Here is a 3,221-nt window from a genome sequence, read left to right on the forward strand (position 1 = left end):
TGTGCAGTTGGAAAAATCGGTGATGGAGAGGAATTTCAGATATTCATATATTGTAACCGGCAAAAACAATCACGCTGCAATAGGATTATACGAAAAGCTGAATTATGAATTGATAGATAATTTCGGACAATTTAGGGATGATGATAAGGTTGTCTGTATGAGAAAGGAATTTGAATCTCTTCAGATTAAACAAATATAAGACTTTTTACAAATAAAATTAAATAATTAGAAAATGTATAAATTAGAATATTATTAATTATGGAGATAAAACAATGGATTTCAAGAAATTAAACAATAACGAAAAAATTCCATTTATTAGTTTTGGTGTTTTTGACATCAACCCTGAAGACACAAAAAAGGCAGTGCTTGATGCATTGGATGTTGGTTATACATCATTTGATAATGCGCAGGTTTACTATAATGAAAAGGAAGTTGGCCAGGCAATCAGCGAATCCGAAATTCCAAGGGATGATCTGTATTTGACCACCAAAGTTTGGGTGAGCAATTTCGGTTATGATAAGACAATAAAGTCAGTAAATAAATCATTGGAAGATTTGCAAACCGATTATCTTGATTTATTACTTCTTCATGTACCATTTGGAGATTATTATGGGTCATACAGGGCACTTCAGGATTTGCAAAAGGAAGGAAAAGCACTGTCCATAGGAGTTTCCAATTTTGACCCTGCCCGCCTTTTGGACTTGGATATGCATAACGATGTCACTCCACAGGTTAACCAGGTTGAAACATCACCATTCTACCAGCAGTATGGAGCAAATGAAATGATGAATCGTTTGGGAGTGGCTCATCAAAGCTGGGGTCCGCTGGGTGATGGAGAGAACAACCTCTTTACCAATCCTATTCTTGTAGATATTGCAGAAAAATACGGCAAAACCACTGCACAGGTGATTTTCAGATGTCTGATAGACAGAGACATTCCATTTTCATGCAAATCAATTAAACCTCATAGAATGAAGGAAAACATTGATATTTTTGATTTTAAATTAAATAAAAAGGAAATAGAAAAAATCAGACAATTGGATAGTGGTGAAGATCCATATGAAGTGTATTTCAGTCCTGAATTGGTTGAAGATTTCTGTTCCGAAATAGTATAGCTTATTTTTTGGGTATTATTCCATTGAATGCCCTATTATTTTCCCTTATTGACATTTGTTTTATTGTAATCGGTATTTCCGTTGGTCTGCTTTTTAAGTATTGTTTTTGAAACACTTAAAATGGTTTTTAAAAGAACAAATCCGTCCTGTGAAACCTGTCGGATAAGATATGTCGGACGCAAATAGAACTTAAGGAAGGCTTTCTTTTGTATGCTTCTAAGCTCTTTGCTTGTGCAGTCAACAGTTTCCAGCACAGGATTTAAAAGGGTGTACTTGGACCAGTCAGTAATGCTTATCAGATTCTTCTTGAATGTTTCGTTATAAAATCTGGTTCCGGGATATGGTGTGGCCAGACTGTAGAGGGCATAATTCGGATTCAGCTTTTTAACATAGTCGATGGTCCTTTGAATGCTTGAACGGGTGTCTTCAGGCATTCCGATTACGCATGAAGCTATGGTTCTGATTCCGACTTTTCGGGCAAGCTTAAATGCATTTTCGGTTTTGGTGACTGTGATGTTCTTGTTCATCTTATCAAGTGTTTGCTGGTCTGCACTTTCAACGCCTATGAAAATGGTTATGCAGCCTGCATCCTTCATGGTTTGCAAAAGCTCCTCATCCAGGGTATCCACCCTTGAGGTGCAGCCCCACCAGAACTTAAGGTTGCGTCTTTTTATTTCACGGCAGAAGTCATAGACGAACCTTTTGTTTAATGTGAATGTATCATCCATAAATGCGATTGTGTCTATGTTTTCCTCCATAAGCCTCATCTGAATTTCATCAACGACATTGGAATATGATCTTCTCCTTAATTTGTTCCCGTGAAGCGCAGCTGATGAGCAGAATGAGCACTGCATAGGGCATCCCCTTGTGGTGATTATTGTTGCAACATTGGTAGTGATATTGAGGATTCTGTACTTTTCCATTGGAAATAGGTGGAATGCCGGAAACGGCAGTTCATCCAGATTCTGCACGACAGGCCGGTCAGGAGTCAATACCAATGAACCGTCATTTTCATCGTGAAATGCCAATCCCTGGACCGTTTTCAAATCACCATGCTTTTCGATTGTCTGAACAAGTTCCAATAGGGTATATTCCCCTTCTCCCCTTACAACAACATCGACGCTTTCTTCCTCAAGAACGCTTTTGTATTCAAAGGTAGGGTGATATCCTCCCAATACTACAACTGTATCCGGTTTTACCTGTTTTATCTTATCGGCGGAATCCAGTGCAACTCCTATGGTAGGTGTCAATGCGCTGATTGATACTATATCCGGGTCTCTTTTTAAAATTTCCTCGCCTATTTCATCATAGGTCAGCTCAAGAGCACTGGCATCAATGACATCAACGTCATATCCGTTTTTCTCAAGGACCGCTGCCATATATCCGATTCCAAGAGATGGGGCTACAACACCTAAAAACTTGTATTTGGAGTTTGTTTGGGGAGGATTAATAAAGGTTATTTTCATCATATCACTTTTTTTTAAAAAGTTTTCAAGTTATTTAAAATAAAGTTTTCAATATATTTAAACTTTTTGAATACACCCATATTATTTGTATGTTAAATTTTTATATAAATTTTTTTGTGAAGGGAAAAACAGTTAAAATGGCAAATGTAAAGTAAATATTATCTTAAAAGGATTTGTGATTATGTTTGAAAATATTACCAAAACAAGAGTATAAGCATATCTGATGGGAATATTCTGTGCTTCAATAATAGTTTCCAATATATTGGCTACCAAAACATTGGAATTTGAATTTATAGCTCTGCCATGTTCAATATTGACGTTTCCGGTATTGTTCATTATAAATGATATTCTCTCTGAAATTTATGGATATAAAATGACCCGGATGTTATCTACCTTGGTTTCATAATCAATATTATTGCAATTGTACTGTATCATATTGCAATGGCATTTCCTTCAGCAGTCCGAATGCACCTGCATTTGCAATACTTCTTTCAACAACTCCACGGCTATTCATTGCAGGGCTCATTTCATATATGCTGGGCAATATACTGAATTCAAAAGTTTTGGTTAAGTTGAAAGAGAGATACAATGACCAGCTGTTTGTACGCTGCATACTCAGCACTGTAATAGGTGAAACTGT

The 3,221-nt window shown here is 36.7% G+C and carries 5 protein-coding genes; 4 read left to right on the forward strand and 1 reads right to left on the reverse strand.

Going from position 1 to position 3,221, the window contains the following annotated elements; translation table 11 throughout:
* The coding region (locus E7Z79_RS09595) for a hypothetical protein (RefSeq protein ID WP_303739716.1) at nucleotides 1–199 on the forward strand (199 nt) is incomplete at its 5' end.
* A 73-nt stretch (nucleotides 200–272) separates the two neighbouring features.
* The gene (locus E7Z79_RS09600) at nucleotides 273–1,115 is read left to right on the forward strand and encodes an aldo/keto reductase (RefSeq protein ID WP_303739717.1); all 843 of its coding nucleotides are present in this window, start codon (nucleotides 273–275) and stop codon (nucleotides 1,113–1,115) included.
* Nucleotides 1,116–1,150: 35 nt separating this feature from the next.
* Here the strand turns inward: E7Z79_RS09600 and E7Z79_RS09605 are convergent, their stop codons facing one another.
* Nucleotides 1,151–2,581, reverse strand: coding sequence for a radical SAM protein (locus E7Z79_RS09605; RefSeq protein WP_303739718.1), 1,431 nt, complete (start codon nucleotides 2,579–2,581; stop codon nucleotides 1,151–1,153).
* Between the two features lie 223 nt (nucleotides 2,582–2,804).
* On the opposite strand from E7Z79_RS09605, the gene E7Z79_RS09750 reads away from it, so the two are divergent.
* Both E7Z79_RS09750 and E7Z79_RS09755 read left to right on the forward strand, forming a co-directional pair.
* The gene (locus E7Z79_RS09750; protein WP_369693446.1) at nucleotides 2,805–2,987 is read left to right on the forward strand and encodes a VUT family protein; all 183 of its coding nucleotides are present in this window, start codon (nucleotides 2,805–2,807) and stop codon (nucleotides 2,985–2,987) included.
* Nucleotides 2,988–3,063: 76 nt separating this feature from the next.
* Nucleotides 3,064–3,221: VUT family protein (locus tag E7Z79_RS09755; protein WP_369693447.1), on the forward strand; the 158-nt coding region annotated here is incomplete at its 3' end.

It is taken from the genome of Methanobrevibacter thaueri, from assembly GCF_015062905.1.
Lineage (GTDB): Archaea > Methanobacteriota > Methanobacteria > Methanobacteriales > Methanobacteriaceae > Methanocatella > Methanocatella thaueri_A.

Coding starts and splice junctions, on each gene's coding strand:
- E7Z79_RS09600 (WP_303739717.1), top strand. CDS start 273: ATGGATTTCAAGAAATTAAACAATAACGAAAAAATTCCATTTATTAGT.
- E7Z79_RS09605 (WP_303739718.1), bottom strand. CDS start 2,581: ATGAAAATAACCTTTATTAATCCTCCCCAAACAAACTCCAAATACAAG.
- E7Z79_RS09750 (WP_369693446.1), top strand. CDS start 2,805: ATGGGAATATTCTGTGCTTCAATAATAGTTTCCAATATATTGGCTACC.